We start from the raw sequence: 20,734 nt of genomic DNA on the forward strand, positions 1-20,734 counted from the left end.
CGCTTATAGTGTTAGTTCTTGCGCTCGATGACATATCGGGCGAACTCTTCCAGTAATTCTGTATTGTAGGGGATCGCTTCCAATGCTTGAAGCGCCTCATTAAACAGAGTGTGAGCTTTGTTGATGGCTCCCTCTAATCCTAGCAAAGCGGGATAGGTACTTTTGTTGAGCGCTTGGTCTGAGCCTTGCGGTTTGCCGAGCGTTTGCGTATCACTGATGATGTCCAAAATGTCATCTTGGACTTGAAACGCCAGCCCAATGGCATCGGCGTAACGATCAAGATGTGGCAGTACCTCGACCCCTCGTTCACCGGCGGCGAGGGCGCCAAGACGAATTGCAGACTTCATCAGTGCCCCCGTCTTATTCCGATGGATGGTTTCGAGCTCCTCAAGAGACACAGCGCGGTTTTCCGCTGCTAAATCCAACGCTTGACCTAAACACATACCACTAGCGCCCGAGGCATTCGCTAACTCCTGTACCATCTTTATACGCAGACTTTCGGCCTCAGGGTGCAATGGGCCTTGCGCCAAAATGGTAAAGGCGAGCGTTTGCAATGCGTCTCCCGTGAGCACAGCGGTCGCTTCGTCGAACTTAATGTGGCAAGTCGGTTGGCCACGGCGAAGCTCATCGTCATCCATCGCGGGTAGGTCGTCATGAATCAAGGAATAAGCGTGGATGCATTCCACCGCCGCTGCGGGCGTGTCCAATGATTCCAACTCACATCCGAGCATCTGGCCGGTGATGTACACTAAAAAAGGTCGCGCGCGTTTTCCACCGAGCAGTAAGCCATAGCGCATGGCCTCCAGTAGCGGAAGATGCTGGTGTGGGTAGCGATCGAGCCAAGCTTGCAGCTGAGCGTTATTGCGCTGTTGAAGAGAGGTTAAGGCCTCAATCATAGGAGAATCTTCTAAAACCGTTATTCAGGCTGGGTATCAAAATCAACGAGCGGCGCGTCATCGTCATTACGAAGTAGCAGGCTGACACGTTGTTCTGCATCGCTCAATTTAGCTTGACCAGCACGAGCAAGAGTGATGCCGCGTTCGAATTTCTTTAATGCGTCGTCGAGCGATAAATCGCCATTCTCTAAATTTGCAACAATTGTATCCAGTTCTTCAATTGTTGCCTCGAATGTCATATTTTCGGGTTTCTTGCTCGCCATAACTTTTCTACATTTGTAAAGATGGACGAAAGTTACCTTAGCCGCCAATGATGGTCAAATTTAACCGAGTAAATTTGTCAGAAAAATCGAGCTTGCGCGGTGGCTCCGGTCAAGCAAAGATGGATGTTGTGACGCGAAACTTATAAAAAACTAAAGATCTGAACATGTTGCCGATATAATTTGGTAGAAGCTTGGAGTTAGCATGAGGAGTGCTTTGTGGATTTAGCAACGCTTTTGGGATTGCTTGGCGGATTTGCCTTCGTCATCATGGCAATGATACTTGGCGGAAGCATCATGATGTTTATCGATGTCACATCGATATTGATCGTGGTCGGCGGTTCGACCTTTGTTGTACTGATGAAGTTTACCATGGGGCAATTCTTTGGCGCGGCGAAGATTGCTGGTAAAGCCTTCATGTTCAAGGTAGACGAGCCAGAAGATCTCATCGCTAAAGTGGTTGAAATGGCTGACGCTGCTCGTAAAGGTGGCTTCCTTGCACTCGAAGAGATGGAAATCACCAACAGTTTCATGCAAAAGGGCATCGACTTATTGGTCGACGGTCATGACGCTGATGTCGTGCGCGCCGCGTTACAAAAAGACATCTCCTTGACGGACGAACGACATGAATTCGGTACCAGCGTATTTCGCGCCTTTGGTGACGTAGCGCCGGCGATGGGCATGATTGGTACCTTGGTCGGTCTGGTGGCGATGCTGTCGAACATGGACGATCCTAAAGCAATCGGTCCTGCTATGGCGGTGGCGTTGTTGACAACGTTGTACGGTGCGATCTTGTCTAACATGGTGTTCTTCCCAATTGCCGACAAACTTTCCCTGCGCCGAGAGCAAGAGAAGTTAAACCGTCGCTTGATCATGGATGGCGTACTGGCTATTCAAGACGGTCAAAACCCTCGTGTTATCGACAGCTATCTGAAAAATTACCTCAATGAAGGTAAGCGTGCCCTTGACGTCGATAACGAGTAAGGAATAAAGATGGACGACGAGAACGATTGCAAATGTCCGCCACCTGGTCTGCCCTTGTGGATGGGGACGTTTGCCGACTTGATGTCGCTGCTCATGTGTTTCTTCGTACTGCTGTTGTCATTCTCTGAAATGGACGTACTGAAGTTCAAACAGATTGCGGGATCAATGAAGTTTGCGTTTGGTGTGCAAAACCGCTTGGAAGTGAAAGACATCCCGAAGGGGACCAGTATCATTGCTCAAGAGTTCAGACCAGGTCGACCTGAACCAACGCCGATTGACGTCATCATGCAGCAAACCATCGACATCACTCAGCAAACGCTGGAGTTTCATGAAGGCGAGTCCGATCGCGCCGGGGGAACCCAACGTGACAAAGGTAAGCTGACTGGCGGTAAATCACCCGACACGTCAACGCAAGACAACCAGAACTCTGAATCAGACAACGAACAACAGCAATCGGCAGAGAAGTCGCAAGAGCTTGAAACCTTGATGGAAAGCATCAAGAAAGCGCTAGAACGTGAAATTGAGCAAGGGGCGATTGAGTTAGAAAATCTTGGCCAACAAATCGATATCCGAATTCGTGAAAAAGGTGCCTTCCCTGAAGGTTCTGCCTTCTTGCAGCCTAAGTTCCGTCCTTTAGTGCGCCAGATAGCGGATCTTGTTAAAGACATTCCTGGTGTGGTGCGCGTCTCTGGCCATACGGACAACCAAAGGTTGGATTCGGAGCTCTACCGCTCGAACTGGGATCTCTCCGCTCAGCGTGCGGTATCAGTAGCACAGGAAATGGAGCGTGTGAGAGGGTTTGACCATAGCCGTTTAGAAGTGCGTGGTATGGCGGATACTCAGCCGCTCGGACCCAATGACACCGAAGCGCAGCGCTCACGCAATCGCCGAGTTGAAATCAGCATTTTGCAAGGGGAAGCCCTGCTCAGCGATGAAGTGCCTGTACTGGACAACTAAGCTAAAGCAAAAGTAAGCAAAAGTAGTCAGGGCAAAAACAGTTAGGATAAAAGCGCGATTCGAGAGGCGGAAACTTAGCGTCATCGAGAATGGTCAAAAGGCGAGCGATGGCTCGTCTTTTTTATGCGCACTCATTCGTGTATAATCCTGCGCCCTTAGCCAGCGCAACGCGTTAAGGCTAACCTCTATTTATGTGCGAAACAGAACTTGTGAAGTGAACTATGAAATTTATCGTTAAGCCCCATCCAGAAATCTTCGTAAAAAGTGAATCGGTGCGCAAGCGCTTCACCAAGATTCTAGAGTGTAATATTCGCAACATTATCAAAAGCCGAACGGAGTCTGTAGCGGTATTTAACCGTCGTGATCACATCGAAGTGACCTCCGAGTCTGATAAGTACTACAACGAAACCATCGAAGTGTTGACGCACACGCCGGGCATTCATCATGTCTTAGAGGTTAAGCAGTCAGAGTTTAAAGACTTGCACGACATCTACGAGCAAGTGCTAGAACTTAATCGCCCCAACATTGAAGGTAAGACGTTCGTGGTGCGCGCAAAGCGTCGTGGCAAGCATGATTTCAGCTCTATCGAGCTGGAACGCTATGTCGGTGGTGGCCTTAACCAAGCGGTGGAAAGTGCCAGCGTTAAGCTGCAAAACCCAGATGTGACAGTCAAGGTTGAAGTCGCAGGCGACAAACTTAACCAAGTCATCGCACGCCACAAAGGCTTGGGCGGCTTCCCACTAGGGACGCAAGAAGATGTGCTGAGTCTGATTTCAGGTGGTTTTGACTCAGGTGTTTCTAGCTACCTGCACATCAAGCGTGGCTCAAAAGTGCATTACTGCTTCTTTAATTTGGGCGGTCCGGCGCATGAAATCGGCGTTAAACAAGTCTCTTACTACTTGTGGAATAAATACGGATCGTCGGCCAAAGTGCGCTTTATTTCGGTCGATTTTGAACCTGTGGTCGCAGAGATCTTGGAAAAGATCGACGATGGTCAAATGGGCGTGGTGCTAAAGCGTATGTTTATGCGCGCAGCCGGTATGATTGCTGAGAAGTTTGGTATTCAGGCCTTGGTCACAGGTGAGGCGCTTGGCCAAGTATCAAGCCAAACCTTAACCAACCTGCGTCATATTGACGGCGTGACCGATACCTTGATTCTTCGTCCGCTGATCAACTGGGACAAAGAAGACATCATCAACCTAGCGCGTAACATCGGCACCGAAGATTTCGCTAAGACCATGCCAGAATATTGTGGGGTGATCTCTAAAAAGCCAACCGTCAAAGCGGTGAAAGGCAAGCTAGAAGCGGAAGAGGCCAACTTCAACTTTGATATTCTTGAGCAAGTGGTGCGCGAAGCGCGTCAAATGGATATCCGAGATATTGCGAAAGAGACAGAGCAAGCGGCGCCTGAAGTTGAGCAAGTTCAAGCGGTGGAAGAGCACGCAGTGGTTTTGGATATTCGTAGTCCAGAAGAGGAAGACGATAAGCCATTAGAAATAGAGGGTGTCGAGGTTAAGCACATCCCGTTCTACAAGCTAGCCACGCAATTTGGCGATCTCGATCAGTCTCACACGTATCTGCTTTACTGTGAGCGTGGGGTGATGAGTCGCTTACAAGCGCTATACCTGCAAGAGCAAGGCTTTAGTAACATCAAAGTCTATCGCCCATAGTGGTTTTTTAACCCCTATAAACGCGCAGCCTGAGTTGTCTCACGCTGCGCGTTTTCGTTTGACTGGGTAAGTGAGCAGATAAGGAAGCGTTAAGCCGTTATTGTCTGAAGAACACGAATACAGGGCATAAAAAAACACCGCCATAAGGCGGTGCTAAAAAATTTGACAGACAGGTCAAAATAAATACAGGAAGTATGCGCTTTGATAGTTATCAAAGCGGGTAGAATACTACCGAACTCGAAATTCGAGTTTGCAAACACAACATCGCAACAAGAAGCCAATTGATACCGAAATATCAAGCCGTTCAGGCTCTTGGTGCGGTGAGAAATATAGAATTTCTCTAGTCGTCAGGCAATGGACAATTTATAATGTTTCAGATTAAAAAAACTAATCCATATAGAGGCGACCCTAATGTCCAGAAGATTGCCCCCTTTGAACTCATTAAAAGTGTTCGAGGCCGCCGCACGTCATTTGAGCTTTACCCGTGCTGCCGAAGAGTTGTTTGTGACTCAAGCGGCAGTGAGCCACCAGATTAAAGCGCTGGAAGAGTTTCTCGGCTTGAAACTGTTTCGTCGCCGAAATCGCTCGTTACTGCTCACCGAGGAAGGTCAAAGTTATTTCCTTGATATCAAAGATATCTTCTCTTCACTGGCCGAAGCGACAGATAAAGTTCTGGAAAAAAGTGAGAAAGGTGCCCTAACTATCAGCTTACCGCCGAGCTTTGCGATCCAATGGCTTGTTCCAAGACTGGCGGACTTTAACCAGCAAGAGCCAGATATCGACGTGCGTATTAAAGCCGTTGATATGGATGAGGGGTCTCTGACCGATGATGTCGATGTGGCTATTTACTACGGGCGCGGTAATTGGCCCGGGCTTCGAGCAGACAAACTTTACCAAGAATTTTTAATCCCACTTTGTTCCCCGTCGTTACTTTTAGGTAACAAACCATTAGAAACATTAAGTGACCTCAAGCAGCATACTCTGCTTCACGATACCTCGCGCAAAGATTGGAAGCAGTTTGCGAAAGAGCATGACATTGAAGGCGTCAACGTCAACCATGGCCCCATCTTTAGCCACTCAACCATGGTGCTGCAGGCGGCTGCTCACGGCCAAGGGGTCGCCTTGGGTAACAACGTGCTTGCCCAGCCAGAGTTGGAGGCAGGACGCTTAATTGCCCCATTCGATGAGGTATTGGTCTCCAAGAACGCCTTTTATGTGGTCTGCCATGAGAAGCAGGCGGATATGGGTCGTATTGCCACTTTCCGTGATTGGATGCTGGCCAAGGCGCACAAAGAACAAGAGGTATTGCTGGATGAATAATCGACGTATTGACGGCCACAGCCATGATCCTGTGTTTATTTTTGCTCATGGCGCGGGGGCGGGAATGGATCATGCGTTCATGGATGCCGTCGCCAAGGGGCTCGCGAGTCACGGTATTCAAGTGATTCGTTTTAATTTTCCCTATATGGAAAAGTGCGAACAAGATGGCAAGCGCCGCCCGCCAGACAGAGCGCCCAAGTTACTGGAAGCCTATCAACAGGTACTTGAGCAACATGCCGCTTCCCCTGTGGTGATCGGCGGTAAGTCGATGGGAGGACGCATGGCGAGTTTATTGGCTGATGACGATAAGGTGCGCGCGGTGGCATGTTTGGGGTTTCCTTTTCATCCGCCGGGCAAGCCAGAGAACTTTAAGGGCGACCACCTAAGCACTATCCACAAACCCACCTTGATTTTGCAAGGTGAGCGTGATGCGTTCGGCTCAAAAGATGAGTGCGTGAATTTCTCTTTGTCGTCATGTACCGAGCTTGTGTTCATTCCAGATGGCGATCATAGCTTTAAACCTCGCAAACGCTCTGGGCATACTGAGCAAAGGAATATCGCCTTAGCGGTCGAGAAGTTGGCCGAGTTTATTCAAGGAGTCTACAGTGAAAAGTAACCACTTACTTGCCTTGGGGGGCTCGTTTGCCGGTCTTGGCGTCGCGTTAGGCGCCTTTGCTGCTCATGGTTTAAAAGCCATGCTGCCGCCTTATCTGCTGGAGGTGTTCCAAACCGGCGTCCATTATCAGTTCCTCCACGCTATCGCGATCATGCTCTGCGCGCTTTTCCTTCGGTTGACGTCATTTTCCGCCGGAGAAAAAAATTTCGCACGTGCGGCAATTTGCTTTATCATCGGCATCTTTTGTTTTAGCGGCAGCTTATACGCACTCGCGATCACGGGCATCAAATGGTTTGGCCCGATCACTCCGTTCGGTGGAGTGATGTTTCTGATTGGTTGGGCGCTGTTTGTTGTCGCCGCACTGCAAAGTAACGAGGTGAATCAGTGAAACAGTTAATGCTCTATTGCCGTTCTGGGTTTGAGAAAGAGTGTGCCGGAGAAATTCAAGATCGCGCCACCCAGTTGGAAGTGTATGGTTTCCCTCGCCTGAAAAAGAATTCGGGATACGTGCTGTTTGAATGCTATCAAGAGGGCGATGCCGAGAAGTTGGTCAAAGAGCTCGACTTTAAGTCGCTCATTTTTGCCCGTCAGATGTTTGCGGTGGCGGTAGAGATTGACGAACTGCCTCGTGAAGATCGCATCACGCCGATTTTACAATCTATGGCTGAGGTCGAAGATTTTCCTCGTTGCGGCGATATCCGAATTGAGACGCCAGACACCAATGAGGCCAAAGAGCTACTCAAGTTCTGCCGAAAATTTACCGTACCGATGCGCCAAGCGATGCGCGGCAAAGGCATTCTTTTTGATAGAGAGAGCCCGAAGAAGCCAGTCTTGCACCTCTGCTTTGTGGCGCCAGGGCACTGTTTTGTTGGCTACTCGTTACCTAGCAACAACTCCCAATTCTTTATGGGCATCCCGCGTCTTAAGTTCCCTGCTGATGCGCCTAGTCGTTCGACGTTGAAGCTTGAAGAAGCGTTTCATGTCTTTATCCCAAGAGAAGAGTGGGACGAGCGTCTTGCCTCTGGCATGTGGGGTGTGGACTTAGGAGCGTGTCCGGGCGGTTGGACCTATCAACTGGTCAAGCGTTCGATGTTTGTCCATGCGGTTGATAACGGTATGATGGCGGACAGCTTGATGGAAACGGGGCAGGTGAAACACCATCAAGAAGATGGTTTTAAGTTCGAACCCGCACGTAAGAACGTCACTTGGCTCGTGTGTGACATGATTGAAAAACCGTCACGCGTGGCGCAATTGATGGGTGAATGGATCATCAGTGGCTGGGCGAAAGAGGCGATCTTCAATTTAAAGCTGCCGATGAAAGGGCGTTACGATGAAGTGTTGGAAGATATTGAAAACTTGAAGATTTTCTTGATTGAAAACAAGGTAAAATTCAAGCTGCAAGCGAAGCACTTGTATCATGATCGAGAAGAGATCACCGTGCACGTCCAGTGTTTATCGAACATCTCGCCGCACTAAGCTAACCGATAAAGGTCAAGTTACAGCCCTGCATCGTCAGGGCTGTTTTTTTATCCTTGTTCGGGCGGTGAATAGCGCAAATCTTGTAAGTTGAATCCAAGCTCGATATCGGTTTTCAGCGCGGCAACTTGGCGGCACAGTTTGGCTTGCTCAATATGCTCGTCCAATTTTTTACGATATTTGGGCGCTAAACTCTCGCTGGCGTAGGCCTCATCGATGTTGGCAAATTGGGTCAGGATCTCTTTGGCGGCTTTCGGGCCAATGCCCGGAACCCCAGTCACTTGGCTTGAGCTAATGCCAGCCAATCCCCAGTAGTCGGCCAATTGCTCGGGTTTGACACCAAATTCTTGTTCGATAAATGGCGCATCCAACCAACGATGCTGAAAATAGTCGCGAATTTGCAAGGTGGGAGAGAGCAATTGGCAATAGCCTTTATCGGTGGAAATGATGGTCACTTTTTCTCCGTGACTCGCGACCTTCATCGCCAGTGTAGCGACCAAATCGTCCGCTTCATCCCCTTCAGATAACAGCGAATCCACCCCCAATTGCCACCATGCTTCTTGAATGCTCTCTAGGCCCTCTTGCAGTGGTTCGGGCATCGGTTTGCGGTTTTGTTTGTATTCAGGTAACAGTTCGGCGCGCCAGCCTCGCTCTTGCAGGTGATGATCAAACACCGCAATGATGTGGGTGGGTTGGCTTTCGTTGATGATGCGACTTAAAGTGCGCGAGGTGGTTTGAGCGGTACGTGCGATGTCTGACGCATCAGGCTGCGCTGAGTGGACTCGGCGAATCAAATTGAGGGCATCGATGATCACAAGGTGTATAGACATAACAGCGTTACCAAAACGGCATAAAATAAGGGCTCTAAGGCCCTTATTGTAATGATTGAGTGATAGATTGCTAGGCGGTCTTAATCCGATAGCACGGTTCGTAGGCACTGCCTCCGGGCAGTTTCATCCGGTCTTGGCTGACAAAGTCTTTTAATAGTCTGTCCATCTTTTTCATCAGCTCACTATCGCCATCGAGTTCGAACGGGCCGTGGCGTTCAATCTCACGAATACCTTCTGCCTTAACATTACCCGCCACAATACCCGAGAACGCTTGACGCAGAGAAGCGGCGAGGTTTTCAGGTCGTTGATTGAGGTGCAAATCCAAACTTGCCATGTTGTCGTGGGTCGGTTCAAAGGGCAGTTGGAACTCAGGCTCAATTTTAAGTGACCAGTTGTAGCTGTATGCATCGCCGGTTTCTTTACGATGAGCACGCACTTCACTCATTCCATGTTTCATGATTTGCGCCACACGCGCGGGATCATCAATCACGATTTCGTAGTGTTGTTGTGCAGCTTTACCTAGCGTGGCACCGATAAACTGGTCAATGGAGCGGAAGTACTCTTCACTCTCTTTTGGCCCGGTCAGTACGATGGGCAGCGGCTGATCGGCGTTTTCTGGGTGCATCATAATGCCTAACACGTAAAGCAGCTCTTCCGCTGTGCCCGCGCCGCCGGGGAAAATCACAATGCCGTGCGCCATACGCACAAAGGCTTCGAGGCGCTTTTCAATGTCCGGCATGATGACCAGTTCATTGACGATCGGGTTTGGCGGCTCAGCAGCAATGATCGATGGCTCAGTGAGGCCAAGATAACGCTGCTCGTAGTAGCGCTGTTTGGCATGACCGATCGCAGCCCCCTTCATTGGGCCTTCCATCGCACCAGGACCACAGCCGGTACAGATGTTCATTTCACGCAGACCCAGCTCATTACCCACTTCGCGCGTGTACTGGTACTCCGTCGCATTGATAGAATGGCCGCCCCAACAGACGACTAAGTTAGGCTCAAGCCCAGGGATTAGGGCTCCGGCGTTACGCAAAATGCCAAACACCAAGTTGGTAATGTGGCTGGCATTGGTCAGGTTTAGACGTTGATTGTCCGCTAAGTGCATGTTGACATAGACAATGTCGCGCAGCACAGAGAAGAGATGCTCCTGAATACCTTTGATGATTTCCCCGTCAACAAAGGCGTGCTCTGGTGCATTGATGAGTTCGAGTTTGATGCCTCGCTCACGGCGTAAAACATTGACATCAAAGGATTTGTATTTGTCGAGTAGCTCTTTTGAGTTGTCCGTGTGGCTGCCGGAGTTAAGCACCGCCAGCGTGCAGTTGCGATACAGTTGGTAGAGATCACTCGAGGCCGTTTTTTTAAGGCGCTCAACTTCAAGTTGAGACAGTAAGTCCATACTACCGGCTGGGCTGATATGTGTGATCATGAAGTCTCCTTAACCAGAATTGTTTCATGCGGTGATTTATTATTGTTAGTGCTCAGTGGAAAATGGAGAGGGAGTGAATAACTGAGTTACTACTAGCTTAGCATGCTTTAACAGATAATAAAGGCTAAGTATTTGATATGTTTATATCAAGCTGAGAAATGAAGGGAGGGTTATTTCCAAACCAGTTGGCTTTTGCCGACGGATTTCGCTTCTTTCAGTGAAAGGTTTAGGCGTTCGAGCACTTCTTCTGGGGTATCGGACTCTTTGAAGGAGGTACTGGCTGCCGACAAGGTGATGGAGAGGTTTTGGTCGCGGAATTTGAATGGCAGCTTCGAGACCTGAGACTGAACAGTTTGGATGAGCTTAAAGCTGGCGTTGTCATCGGATTCAGGCAGTAAAATGATGAACTCTTCGCCTGAGAAACGGGCGACCGTATCAGTGCTATTCAACTGGCTCTTAATGGTGCGTGCAATGATCTTGAGTGCTTTGTCGCCCGCAGAATACCCAAAGCTGTCATTGATGACTTTAAAACCATCAATATCAAACATCACCACGCGAAGATTATGTTGCGCGCGAATCCAGCGGCGATATTCAAGCTCTAAACGATCGTTAAAGGCGGTGCGGTTGTAGACCTTGGTCAGTGGGTCAAGCAACATGCGCTGCGCTTGATCTTCAAGTCGACGACGGTAATCTTGTGTCACTTCGAACAGCGCTTCCAACTGATTATTGCCATATTCCATCCGCTCGATGAGGGCTTGCTCACGCTGCTCCGCTAAGTGTAACCGTTCGGTTAATGCATTGAGCTGACTCAACAGTGGATTGAGATCTTGCTTGAGATCATCGAGCGACTGCGCGTTGTTGACCTTAGATTGAGTGCTGCCCAGTAACTCGGAGAGCTCGATGTTCATCTCTTTGCGCTGCTCAAAGTAGCTTTCTGACTGCTGCGTATTTTGCGCGCTACTTTTGAGTGTCGTCGCCAACGAAGCGTTCACTTGCTCTAAAAACTGCTCAGAGGTTTTACGTTCATACTTGGTGCCTTCGATGACCAGCTTGAGCGTTTGTAAGGTGAGCTCAAGCAGTACATGTGAAGAGACACCAATCAGCAGTTTGGCACGGATATCCGCTAAGAGATCCCCTGACTCACCTTCAAAATCCAATTCAGTGATGAGGTGTTGCAGCTCATCCGAAAGGCGCAAAAGCAGTTCGCGATCCGAGCTGTTGGCAATTTGATTGATGGAAGTGTCAGGGTTGGAAGTAATGATTTTGATGGAGCGTTCGTAGAGGCCAAGTAGAGTCAAAGCTTGTTCTGCTTTTGGCCGCTCAATGCCGTTGGAATAACTGAGTAAATCGCGTAGATCACGCTTAATTTTGGCAGGCAAACCCGTCAAGCGTAGCAGGGTTTCACCGCTCGCTTTGATTTTCGAGTCTAAATTGTCGCTCTGTTTGTCCATCGCTATGCTCTGCTGTTTAAGCAGGCGTTCAAGAACGGCGAGCTTCGGTATCATGGTAGTGACATCTTGCTGCTGTTCTAAGGCTCGACGCAGTTCTATCAAGCCATCTTGAAGCCTAGGGTTCTCATAAGTATAGGCGCTACTTAGGGACGCGACGATTCGCTTCAATACCTTTTGTTCTCGTTGAAACTTGAACGAGGTATCTCTGTGATTCAATCGGACTTGTTCCAATTGAGATTTCAGATTGTACAGCTGTGACTGAAGATCTTGCTCAAGAACGCCCATGAAAATCTAAACTTAAGACGGATAGGAAAACCCTAACCTTAATAACGAATCTAACGATAATATCAAAATAAATCCGCCCGTCACGACATACCGACGTCGTTTGCCCAGGTTTTACTCATCTTTTAATAGTTTTTTGATACTGTCCTCATTCTTGAACGATGAATGGACCTTTATTAACCCTTGATTAATGGAATGTTTACACGCTTTACGTATGTTACCAGTTGCAAGGCTCGCCGCCGGGGCATTCTCAATCGCCTTGAGGTAAACCCACTGACTACTGTGTTCTTTCATACTTAAGGTACGCGCCGTGCTGGTGGACATCAACAACACATCAATCAACTCTTTATCATTCACGGCCGTATAAGCCCTTGGTAGGAAGGGGTAATCCGCCATGCCAATTCGTACGATGCGGTTAAGCGAGCGTTGAGGTTCAAACTCACAGATCCACTGCTGAATGCGTTCAAACAGTCGCTCAGGATCTCGGTTCTCTTCGCTGGCTGGCTCAATGTAGAGGAGGTTGGCATCGGAAAAGTGATATATACGCGCTGGAGATTCAATACGGCTGTGCAGATAATCACCAAAGGCTTTTTCCAGTTTTAACCCCTCTGCGTAGCCGTGTTGCAAATACATGTTACGCAGGAAGGGGACATCAATCATTACGAAGCGCAGGCGGTCATTGAGTGGCTCATGAATCAGCTCGCCAACATGCCATTTCTCAAATTTGTGGCTGCTCTCTTCCAATGACGCCGGTAGTTTCGCGTTCAACATACGTAGGTTTTTCAAGCCAGAACGTGAATGGGTGTAGATCAGCTCGTTGAGCAGATCCAACTCCTCACGTTGAACATTGATGACATGCCCTCGACGTATTAAGAAGATAAACAGCAGAGCGCACACCACAAACAGCGTCACGGTGATTTTCTGAAATTTGAGGTACTCGGCGTGGGTTTCAATCAGCTCTTCTTTTTGGCCCGCTAGATGAAGCGATTGCTCAACGAACTCTTTTTGCTGGCGAAACGCATCTTCGCTGATGATGTCGAGTTGCTGCTGCTCAATAATGGATAGGGAGTTAAATTGTTTAAGAAACTCCAACGCTTCTTTGTATTCCCCACTCAGTTCATAGCCGTAGTAGAGCAGTTGGAACGCGTGTTTACGGATGGTGATGTCATTAAGCGATTCACCGATAGCGAGCGCTTTGAAGGCGCGATCCAACACCACTTTTGCGAGCTTTTGATGGCGAGCCAAACCGGCTTCAAGCAACAGAGCGTGTGCCTTTAGACGTGGGGTATCTGTGTACTGCAACAGATCTTGCGCGCGCTCTAAATATTGCTCTGCCAGTGGGTAGTTGACCAAATTTAGGTAAGTGGTCGCGAGCGAGAGACGAATGTCGATGACACTTTCGATATTGGTGCGCATCTTCTCATGGTCCATGGCGTTGAAGTAGTGCACTAACGCCAAGTTATATTTCCCTTGCTGGTAGTAGATATCGCCCATACGTTTGAGCAAGGGGGCTAATCGAGGGGATGAGTCAAAGTTGTCATAAAAATCCGCTGCTTGGGAGAGGTGGTCCGCCGCTTTATCCAGCACTCGGCGCTCAAAAAAGAGTTGTCCCAGCACTTGGTTGACCTCTGCCAATTGTTGCCCTGAGTCTACTTCAATCGCTTTCCAATAACTGGCAAGAAGCTCGGAGAGCGCTTGGTTGTACTGTTTATGCGCGAGTAAGTGCTGGCCATAGGTGGTGTGAAAGCGGATAAACGTGCGGTCAGAATTGGAGTTGTCCACATACTCTTTACTTTGCAGGTAGAGTTGATTGGCGAGATCCAATTGCCCTTCCTGTGACGCTATCGCAGCGCGCAACATGGCAGTGCGGTATTGCAATCCGCGCGCAAATTGCTGTGGATTGGCGATTTGACTGATTTCTTGCTCGACCAGCTCGAGCCCTTCACGGGCGGCGGCGCCATCAGCGCTGATTTGCCAACGCAGTTGAATTTCATCAATACGCACGTCAAGCAGCAGATAGGGGAGCTGGTATTTCGCCGCTAATTCTTCCGCTTGTTCAAGGTGCAGGAGCGCGTTTCGTGGGTTGTGCAGATTGTATTCGGCTTTTGACAGAATACGCAGAGCGTCAATGGTGCTGCCTGGAGAGCGAGTGCGGCTCTCAGAATCGTCACGCGATAAAGCGTTCGGGCTTTGCTCCGTCTGACCAATTAAATCACGCTGCTCTAAGAAATTTTGCACCAACTGACGAGCTTGCGCTGGCACGACATCCACCACGCCGCTGGCCTCGTTCAACACGGCGGATGAATAGATCGTGTTGGCCCATAACGGGCGAGAAATCAGCAAAACAAACGCAAAGACAATCGAGCGCCAGCGAAGTGAAATCATGGTGGTAGCTATCCTTGTTGACCAAATTAAGAGGAACGAATGTTATTGGCGCGCCATGCGTTGGTTGTGCAACGGTTCTGGGTATTGATTTGAGCGATATGGGTTGATATCAAGACCACCACGGCGCGTGTAACGGGCATAAACCGTGAGCTTCTCTGGTTGGCAGTAGGTCATGATGTCGGTAAAGATTCGTTCCACACACTGCTCGTGAAACTCATTGTGCTCACGGAAAGAGACAAGGTAACGCAGCAGCGCTTCGCGATCGATTTGCTTGCCCTGGTACTGAATCTCGACGCTGCCCCAATCAGGTTGATTGGTGATCAAGCAGTTCGATTTCAATAGATGGCTGTGGAGGCTCTCTTCCACGTCTTCCGCTAGCGTGGCATTTTCCAGCAGGTTCGCATCAAAGTCGTAGTGGGTAATTTCGATGTCTTGGTGATCGATACAGTCGCCATTCATAGTCACAATCACGCTGTCGGTATAGTCCTCAACGCTGTGCAGGGTGACGGACACGGTTTCACCTGCGCAGGCCGAGAGATCGCGGGTCAACGTGCGTTCGACCTCATCCCAACTGTCGAAGCGGGATTGGTTAAGGCTGTTAAGGTAAAGCTTGAACGACTTCGACTCAATCAAGTTGGCGCTAGTAGCAGGGATGGCGACGTCACCAATCGCAACTTGAGGCAGCCCTTTACTGTTTAGCCATGAGAGCTCATACAAAGTCCAAAGATCGCAGCCCATAAATGGCAAGGTGTCACCCAGCTGAAGATCGTCGCGGTTGAGGCTGCGCGGGACCGGTTGAAGCAAGCTTGGGTCGTACTGGTTGGCGTAGTCGGTTTGTTGTCCAAGGGTTAGGCCAGCCAGCTCTTTGGCATCAGAATATTTGCTCATACTTTTGTTCATTTTCCATTAGAATGGCGAGAATTTTACGCAATCCCGCCCCTAAAAGCGAACATTGATGTTGGAGATTTGAATGCAAGATATCGCAGCTGAGGCGTTACTCTCGTTGAGTGACCGCTACCGCCAAGCCTACCTTGACCGTCAAGGTCATTTGCCGAAAAGCGCAGAGTTGGCGGACTTGGTCTCACCCTGTGTTGTACACAAGGATGAGGACACAGTCTGGTGGCAAGCTCAGCCGAGAGAGCGTCAAGCGGATTTTTCCAACGTTGAACAAGCGATTGAGCTGACCCTTCACGATGACATCAAAATCTTTTACGGCACTCAATACAGCGCCGATATGGACGTGACCTGGCAAGGCAATGACTTGACGCTCTTGCAAGTGTGGAGTGATGACGACTTTGAGCGCCTGCAAGAGAACATTCTGGGGCATTTGGTTACCCAGCGTCGTTTAAAACTCAAACCTACGGTGTTTATCGGAGCGACAGAGGCGGAGCTCGATGTGGTCTCGATCTGCAATTTGACGGGGAACGTGATTCTTGAGCGCCTCGGCACGGCAAAGCGAGACGTCCTCGCGCCAAGTATTGATGAATTTCTTTCCCAGTTAGAGCCGGTGGTATCAAGCGATGTACGTGGTTGAGTTACAGTTTGAGTGCTTTGATAACACCACCATCAGTGCGGTCGACAAAGCCATTAACGGTTTGATGGATGCGCTACGTTACAACGGTCAGGTGCTCGGCAGAGAGTTCCCTATCGTGATGGGTGATGGCGAGTTTTTTGTCCGTGTCGTCTGCCCTGAGAAAGAGAGCTTACACCCAAGACACCACTCCGACTTTGTCAAAGTGTGTCTCAAGCGCCTAGCTGAGGCGGCGCTGCTGGCCCCCAAAATGCGTCTGTTGGGCCGAGATATGAACTCGGAAGAGGCCGCCGATGACAGTACACCAAGCTGGCAGGTGCTCTACACCACGTATGTGCATACTTGCTCGCCGCTTCGTAGTGGCGATACCTTGCTGCCTATCCCTTTATATCGCAATGGCCCAACACTCAATGGCGATCATAAAGCGGTGATCAAATGGCAGACGGAATGGCAAGCGTGCGATGAGCTGCAAATGGCCGGTGCGTGCCGCGCCGAGCATGCGGCCTTGCATGAGATTGGTGACGTGGACAGCGTGTTATTCAAACGTGGCTGGGATTTGCGCGGCCGGATTGAGTACATCACGCAAATTCCCACATACTACTATCAGTATCGCGTCGGAGGCGAGAGCCTCACGACCGAGCAGGCTAGGTTATGCCCCAAGTGTGGTGGCGACTGGCGCTTAGACGAGCCGCTTCATGACGTGTTTCATTTTAAATGCGACGAGTGCCGATTGGTCTCAAACATGTCGTGGGATCATATCAAATAGATCGCCGGGCTAAACCGAGTTGGCTGATACGCGGAGGTGGCTCCGCGTAATGCTCTGAATAGGAGATGATCTGAATTGGAGATGTTCAGAATTAGGGAGGCAACTTAGTCTTTGTTCTGCGGGTGAGTGGTGCTGCTACTGGCACTATTATTGGTCATTGGGTCGCTGACCTCTGGCGTGCTTTTCTCGCTTTCTTCGAGTAGCTCTTTGAGTAGCGCTTCATCGTTGCGGCGCTCTTGCTCTGCGTCTGTTTGCTGCGTTTTGCTAGTCGGTTTGAGTTTCAAGTAGGAGACATAGCGCAGTGCCGCGATGTTGCCGACCATAAAACAGACGACCAGAATGATGATAAACCAAGGGTTAGTGAACAGTTCCATTGCAAGCCTACGCGCTAATATTGGTGATAAACTGAGTATACAGCGTATCGACGTTTGAGATCAGGTACTCTTTTCCCAGTAGCTCGGGATCGTGCCACTGCTCAGTCAGCAAGGCTGGGGTGAGGTGGCTAAGGCAAGCATCTGCAGTCGCGCGGTGACTGATGTGCCAAGGCTCGGGAGCGACACCGCCACGATCGGTGTGATAGGGGAAGAAAAAACCGTAGTCCTGCAGGGTGTGACTAAGCCACAGATAGAAAGGTTGCTGGTGACCGGTGTGATATTCCCAAGGTTCCAGTTTTAGAGAAGTATGCCGAGGAAGTAAGTTACGTGCATACACGTCGAAATCCGTACCCCAATGATGGCGGCTCGCGCCTGGCACCGCTGACCAGCGCATGATGATATGGATGCGCTCTGCAATGGTGAGCGATTGAGCGTCGAGCGGACGGCTGTGGCTGTCGAGCACGGCAGCCTCTCCGCTCATTTTTCGATTCCAAATCGCTTTTTGCCGATCATAATCCCGAAAACCGCTCGCAACGCACAGGTCAAATCCAGCCTCAAGCGCCGCTTTTCTTAACTTCAGCAAGGCGTGTGTGGCGTTCGGGTGCACCAGAAACGCTTTTTCTCCCACCAACACCTCTTCCAGGTGATCGGAGGCTTTGCCGGTCAGTTGCGAGGGCGTCATGACTACACCAACAGATTTTCGAGCGTTTTCTGGTACATCAATGTCAGCTTTTCAAGATCATCGACTTTTACACACTCGTTCACTTTGTGGATGGTTGCGTTGACCGGACCAAGCTCAACCACTTGCCCTCCCATTCGGGCAATAAATCGGCCGTCTGAGGTGCCGCCAGTCGTGAGGAGTTGCGGTTTCGTTTGGTTGACCGCATCCACCGCATCCACAACAGCGTCAAGTAGCGCACCGGTATCGGTTAGGAACGGGTCACCATTGAATGTCCATTTCAGATCGTAGTCGAGTTGGTGCTTGTCTAATGTGTCGTGGACGCGTTTGACGATGGTGTCGTTATTGAGCTCGGTACTAAAACGCAAGTTAAACTGAACGTTGAACTCCCCCGGGATGACGTTAGAAGCTCCGGTACCTGCGTGCACATTGGGGATCTGAAAGCTGGTGGGTGGGAAATAATCGTTCCCTTGGTCCCACTCTGTCGTGGCCAGTTCATGAATGGCGAGCAGCGACTCATGCACTGGGTTTTTGGCAAGATGCGGGTAGGCAACGTGGCCTTGAATACCTTTAACGGTCAAATCGCCGGTGATGGAGCCACGACGACCATTTTTCACTACGTCGCCAACGATGTCTGTGCTGGATGGTTCGCCAACGATACACATATCAATGCGCTCATTGCGTGCCATTAAGGTTTCAACCACGCGCACTGTGCCATTGATGAAGGGGCCTTCTTCGTCAGAGGTAATCAAAAAACCAATCGACCCCTTATGATCAGGATGCTCAGTAATAAACTGCTCCACTGCTACAATCATACTGGCCAGTGAGCCTTTCATGTCCGCTGCACCGCGACCAAATAAGACGCCATCTTTGATGGTCGGCTCAAAAGGGGGCGTCTGCCACTGTTCTATCTTACCCGCAGGCACGACGTCGGTGTGGCCTGCAAAGGCAAACAGCGGCGCATCAGTTCCTCGTCTTGCCCAGAAGTTAGTGGTGTCTTCAAATACCATTACTTCGATGTCAAACCCCAAGGCTTTTAAGCGTTCAATCATTACATCTTGGCAGCCGGCATCTTCTGGGGTCACCGACTGGCGGCTAATTAAATCTTTTGCGAGAGCCAATGTTGGGCTATCTGTCATCCTTGAGTTCCTTAATTATTCATTTCAATACAATGTGGGTGATGCAATATGAGGGATTCTACGAAAAAATCGCTGTGTACTGGTCTGCTTTGAAACCAAGGTGGAGCGTACCGTCGACATCGAGAATCGGACGTTTGATCATCGCTGGCATCTCAACGAGCAGCGACACGGCCGTTTCTTTGTCTAAAGTGACTTTTTGCTCATCGCTGAGTTGGCGGTATGTGGTGCCGCGTTTGTTGAGCACTTGCTGCCAGTCAAGCTGTTGGCAAAAGCGCTCGACGAGCTCCGTTTCTATGCCTTGTTTGCGATAGTCATGAAATTGGTACTCAATGCCTTGTTGTTCCAACCATTTTTTGGCTTTTTTGATCGTATCGCAGTTAGGAATTCCGTACATAGTGATGGTCATGACTTACCTTTTTATGACTGTTTTTATTGTTTTCGCATCGTAGCAGGAACTGAGCAACGAGACAAAAGTGTGATCGATATATTTCATTGAGCAAAAAAAATGTGTTGCAACGAATTTCGATTGTCGAGTTATTGATCAAACGCAACACATCGCCAGGCAAAACAGAAATAATGACCATAGAAATCTTTAGGAGGTTATCAATGGAGTTGAGTCCTGTGTTTGCAAGACGCCTGTATCTTGCACTGCTCGTTGAAAATTTAGAAAGGCCCAATGTCCCCAAGTTGATTGAACAGACGGGGTGGCCACGCCGCACCATACAAGATGTGATCAAAGCGTTGCCCGGTATCGGTATTGAATTGATGTTTGTCCAAGATGGACGCCGTCATAATGACGGCTATTACCAGCTTTCAGACTGGGGGCCGTTTGACAGCCAGTGGGTGATTGAGCGCCGCTCAGACATCGCGGCCAGTTTGGGCTTTAAAGCTTAGCCAGTGAGTGGAACCCGCTCGGGGCACCGCTCATACTAGGTACTCGTTTACGGACACAAATAGGCGTTGCCCATGAGTGTAAATGAGGTCACGAAATCTTGCGGAGAAACCATATACACCGTGTTTGCGCCTAGTGCGTGAGCACGGTTTTTGATGTCATTGGTTGCACCTTGGATCATCACATCGTTGGCAAAGAACCAGTAGCTGTACCAATGGCCTTCACTGCCGGTCACTTCACCAAGGAACTGACATCGCAAAGGATCAAAGGTGGCATCTTGGCGAAGATGAACGTGCTGCGCCGCAGGGTTGAGGTTCATGCTCGGTGACGCGCACCCTACCAATGCAAGTCCGCAAAAGGTGAGCGCGCAATAGTTAAGTAAAGTGCGATGTTTATTGGCTAACGACATAAGCAATAAATCCTATCCAACTGATGATAAGTAGCCCCCAAGGGAGCCAAGTGTTGATCTTTGAGCGAGAAGGAACCGATTGTGGTTCAGGGGAAAGCGCCACTTCCTGTGTCGGCGCGGTTTTGGCTTTCTGATTTTTCTTACGAGCCTTATCCGCTTGGCGAGCTTTCTCTTTTTGCTGTTTTTTATACAATGCGATGCCTTTCTCGATCCCTTGAGCAATAAGTTTGGTTTGCTCTTTGGTCTGTCCCGGCTTTTGCGTCGCTTTTGCGATGGCTAGCGCGTCTTGCTTGGTTTCAGGTGAAGGGGAAGGGCTGGTTTTCATGGCTGTCTTCATTGAGAAAGTAAACAAAGGCTTATCATAGCACGCCGCTTTGGCTTGTGG

General features: G+C 49.6%; 23 protein-coding genes. 10 read left to right on the top strand and 13 right to left on the bottom strand.

The features are described from left to right. Window positions 1-11: 11 nt before the first annotated feature. On the bottom strand, window positions 12-896 hold the full coding sequence (ispA, locus tag AC6R0L_RS08535) for a (2E,6E)-farnesyl diphosphate synthase (RefSeq protein WP_500628857.1): 885 nt from the start codon (window positions 894-896) through the stop codon (window positions 12-14). A gap of 20 nt (window positions 897-916) precedes the next feature. Next, a complete protein-coding gene (gene xseB, locus AC6R0L_RS08540; protein WP_500628858.1) occupies window positions 917-1,159 on the bottom strand; it encodes an exodeoxyribonuclease VII small subunit in 243 nt (80 codons plus the stop codon). Window positions 1,160-1,375: 216 nt separating this feature from the next. Between xseB and pomA the strand changes: the two genes are divergently transcribed. The 7 genes from pomA to rlmM all read left to right on the top strand — a co-directional run bounded on the left by pomA (window position 1,376) and on the right by rlmM (window position 8,179). After that, complete coding sequence (gene pomA / locus AC6R0L_RS08545) at window positions 1,376-2,140, top strand: flagellar motor protein PomA (RefSeq protein ID WP_334555215.1); 765 nt, start codon at window positions 1,376-1,378, stop codon at window positions 2,138-2,140. A 9-nt stretch (window positions 2,141-2,149) separates the two neighbouring features. Continuing rightward, the gene (locus AC6R0L_RS08550; RefSeq protein WP_500628859.1) at window positions 2,150-3,097 is read left to right on the top strand and encodes a flagellar motor protein MotB; all 948 of its coding nucleotides are present in this window, start codon (window positions 2,150-2,152) and stop codon (window positions 3,095-3,097) included. A gap of 221 nt (window positions 3,098-3,318) precedes the next feature. Then, window positions 3,319-4,767, top strand: a complete 1,449-nt coding sequence (gene thiI / locus AC6R0L_RS08555) for a tRNA uracil 4-sulfurtransferase ThiI (RefSeq protein WP_500628860.1) — start codon at window positions 3,319-3,321, stop codon at window positions 4,765-4,767. Window positions 4,768-5,178: 411 nt separating this feature from the next. After that, window positions 5,179-6,087, top strand: coding sequence for a transcriptional regulator GcvA (locus tag AC6R0L_RS08560; protein ID WP_500628861.1), 909 nt, complete (start codon window positions 5,179-5,181; stop codon window positions 6,085-6,087). Then, window positions 6,080-6,703 carry an alpha/beta fold hydrolase gene (locus AC6R0L_RS08565; protein ID WP_500625974.1) on the top strand — a complete coding sequence of 208 codons (624 nt, stop codon included), beginning with the start codon at window positions 6,080-6,082 and terminating at the stop codon, window positions 6,701-6,703. The genes AC6R0L_RS08560 and AC6R0L_RS08565 overlap by 8 nt, the downstream gene beginning before the upstream one ends. Beyond that, the gene (locus AC6R0L_RS08570; RefSeq protein ID WP_500628862.1) at window positions 6,693-7,091 is read left to right on the top strand and encodes a DUF423 domain-containing protein; all 399 of its coding nucleotides are present in this window, start codon (window positions 6,693-6,695) and stop codon (window positions 7,089-7,091) included. Before AC6R0L_RS08565 ends, AC6R0L_RS08570 begins: the two co-directional genes overlap by 11 nt. Beyond that, window positions 7,088-8,179, top strand: a complete 1,092-nt coding sequence (gene rlmM / locus AC6R0L_RS08575; protein WP_500625976.1) for a 23S rRNA (cytidine(2498)-2'-O)-methyltransferase RlmM — start codon at window positions 7,088-7,090, stop codon at window positions 8,177-8,179. The genes AC6R0L_RS08570 and rlmM overlap by 4 nt, the downstream gene beginning before the upstream one ends. A gap of 50 nt (window positions 8,180-8,229) precedes the next feature. Here the strand turns inward: rlmM and xni are convergent, their stop codons facing one another. The 5 genes from xni to queF form a co-directional block, all read right to left on the bottom strand. Beyond that, window positions 8,230-9,009: a flap endonuclease Xni gene (gene xni / locus AC6R0L_RS08580; RefSeq protein ID WP_334555222.1), complete on the bottom strand. Its 780-nt coding sequence runs from the start codon at window positions 9,007-9,009 to the stop codon at window positions 8,230-8,232. A gap of 70 nt (window positions 9,010-9,079) precedes the next feature. Continuing rightward, a complete protein-coding gene (ppnN, locus tag AC6R0L_RS08585) occupies window positions 9,080-10,441 on the bottom strand; it encodes a nucleotide 5'-monophosphate nucleosidase PpnN (RefSeq protein ID WP_334555223.1) in 1,362 nt (453 codons plus the stop codon). A 170-nt stretch (window positions 10,442-10,611) separates the two neighbouring features. Continuing rightward, window positions 10,612-12,177, bottom strand: coding sequence for a diguanylate cyclase (locus AC6R0L_RS08590; protein WP_334555224.1), 1,566 nt, complete (start codon window positions 12,175-12,177; stop codon window positions 10,612-10,614). Window positions 12,178-12,288: 111 nt separating this feature from the next. Next, the gene (locus AC6R0L_RS08595; RefSeq protein WP_487902617.1) at window positions 12,289-14,559 is read right to left on the bottom strand and encodes a tetratricopeptide repeat protein; all 2,271 of its coding nucleotides are present in this window, start codon (window positions 14,557-14,559) and stop codon (window positions 12,289-12,291) included. 42 nt (window positions 14,560-14,601) lie between these two features. After that, on the bottom strand, window positions 14,602-15,447 hold the full coding sequence (queF, locus tag AC6R0L_RS08600) for an NADPH-dependent 7-cyano-7-deazaguanine reductase QueF (RefSeq protein WP_500628863.1): 846 nt from the start codon (window positions 15,445-15,447) through the stop codon (window positions 14,602-14,604). An 82-nt stretch (window positions 15,448-15,529) separates the two neighbouring features. Between queF and syd the strand changes: the two genes are divergently transcribed. Further along, window positions 15,530-16,093 (top strand): SecY-interacting protein, encoded by a 564-nt coding sequence (syd, locus tag AC6R0L_RS08605; RefSeq protein WP_487902619.1) that lies wholly within the window; start codon window positions 15,530-15,532, stop codon window positions 16,091-16,093. Further along, window positions 16,080-16,856: a Zn-ribbon-containing protein gene (locus AC6R0L_RS08610; RefSeq protein ID WP_500628864.1), complete on the top strand. Its 777-nt coding sequence runs from the start codon at window positions 16,080-16,082 to the stop codon at window positions 16,854-16,856. Before syd ends, AC6R0L_RS08610 begins: the two co-directional genes overlap by 14 nt. A 104-nt stretch (window positions 16,857-16,960) precedes the next feature. Here the strand turns inward: AC6R0L_RS08610 and AC6R0L_RS08615 are convergent, their stop codons facing one another. The 4 genes from AC6R0L_RS08615 to AC6R0L_RS08630 are packed head-to-tail and all read right to left on the bottom strand — an operon-like array spanning window position 16,961 to window position 19,454. Beyond that, window positions 16,961-17,230, bottom strand: coding sequence for a DUF2897 family protein (locus AC6R0L_RS08615; protein WP_500628865.1), 270 nt, complete (start codon window positions 17,228-17,230; stop codon window positions 16,961-16,963). A gap of 7 nt (window positions 17,231-17,237) precedes the next feature. Continuing rightward, entirely contained in the window at window positions 17,238-17,912 is a 675-nt protein-coding gene (locus AC6R0L_RS08620; RefSeq protein WP_500628866.1) for a M15 family metallopeptidase, read from the bottom strand. 2 nt (window positions 17,913-17,914) lie between these two features. Beyond that, entirely contained in the window at window positions 17,915-19,048 is a 1,134-nt protein-coding gene (gene dapE / locus AC6R0L_RS08625; RefSeq protein ID WP_487902623.1) for a succinyl-diaminopimelate desuccinylase, read from the bottom strand. 58 nt (window positions 19,049-19,106) lie between these two features. After that, entirely contained in the window at window positions 19,107-19,454 is a 348-nt protein-coding gene (locus AC6R0L_RS08630) for an ArsC family reductase (protein WP_500628867.1), read from the bottom strand. Between the two features lie 200 nt (window positions 19,455-19,654). Between AC6R0L_RS08630 and AC6R0L_RS08635 the strand changes: the two genes are divergently transcribed. Next, entirely contained in the window at window positions 19,655-19,942 is a 288-nt protein-coding gene (locus AC6R0L_RS08635) for a winged helix-turn-helix domain-containing protein (RefSeq protein WP_334555233.1), read from the top strand. A 47-nt stretch (window positions 19,943-19,989) separates the two neighbouring features. On the opposite strand, the gene AC6R0L_RS08640 is transcribed toward AC6R0L_RS08635, so the two are convergent. Then, on the bottom strand, window positions 19,990-20,349 hold the full coding sequence (locus AC6R0L_RS08640; RefSeq protein WP_500628868.1) for a DUF4156 domain-containing protein: 360 nt from the start codon (window positions 20,347-20,349) through the stop codon (window positions 19,990-19,992). Beyond that, window positions 20,333-20,674 (bottom strand): DUF2956 domain-containing protein, encoded by a 342-nt coding sequence (locus AC6R0L_RS08645; RefSeq protein ID WP_500628869.1) that lies wholly within the window; start codon window positions 20,672-20,674, stop codon window positions 20,333-20,335. Before AC6R0L_RS08645 ends, AC6R0L_RS08640 begins: the two co-directional genes overlap by 17 nt. Between the last annotated feature and the right edge of the window lie 60 nt (window positions 20,675-20,734).

Source organism: Vibrio sp. R15-SG3-ISO1A (assembly GCF_059833955.1).